At 40.0% G+C, this 846-nt stretch carries 1 protein-coding gene; it reads left to right on the forward strand.

Going from position 1 to position 846, the window contains the following annotated elements:
• Positions 1–846 (forward strand): NrfD/PsrC family molybdoenzyme membrane anchor subunit (gene nrfD, locus ADIWIN_RS14430; RefSeq protein ID WP_040757469.1); only part of this gene is annotated, 846 nt, incomplete at both ends.

The following is an 846-nucleotide window of genomic DNA, read 5'->3' on the forward strand; positions in this document are numbered from 1 at the left end:
GAACATCCATTAACAGAGCAGCGGAAGCCATGACGATCTTTGCCGTTATTTGTGCTGCAATCTTTCCATTGATACATATGGGAAGGCCGTGGATTGGAGCCATTTGGGCGCTTCCATTGCCAAATACATATGGATCACTGTGGGTGAATTTTAACTCTCCACTACTATGGGATGTATTCGCGATCTCAACTTACTTCTCTGTATCCCTTGTATTTTGGTATATCGGTTTGATTCCTGATTTTGCTACTATTAGAGATAGAGCTACAGGAATTAGAAATACCATATATGGTGCATTGAGTTTTGGATGGGATGGTGGTGCTAAGACCTGGATGAGGTATGAGAGTGTTTCACTTATCCTTGCAGGACTTGCAACTCCCTTAGTACTTTCTGTACACACAATTGTATCCTTTGACTTTGCTACTTCAGTAATACCTGGATGGCACACTACTATCTTCCCTCCTTATTTTGTGGCAGGTGCCATTTTCTCAGGGTTTGCCATGGTGTTGTCCTTGATGATTGTCACCAGAAAGGTATTTAAGCTTGAAGACTACATTACAATGGGCCATATTGAACTGATGAATATTGTAATCATCGTCACTGGTTCTATTGTAGGTATTGCTTATATCACTGAATTCTTTATCGCTTGGTATTCCGGTGTAGAAGCAGAACAATATGCATTTATTAACAGGATGTTCGGACCTTACTGGTGGGCATACTGGTCTATGATGACCTGTAATGTGATTTCCCCACAATTGTTCTGGTTCAAAAAAATCAGAACCTCAATTGTAGCTACTTTTATATTATCTATAGTGGTGAATATTGGGATGTGGTTTGAAAGGTTTGTTA

The organism is Winogradskyella psychrotolerans RS-3 (assembly GCF_000427335.1).
GTDB lineage: Bacteria > Bacteroidota > Bacteroidia > Flavobacteriales > Flavobacteriaceae > Winogradskyella > Winogradskyella psychrotolerans.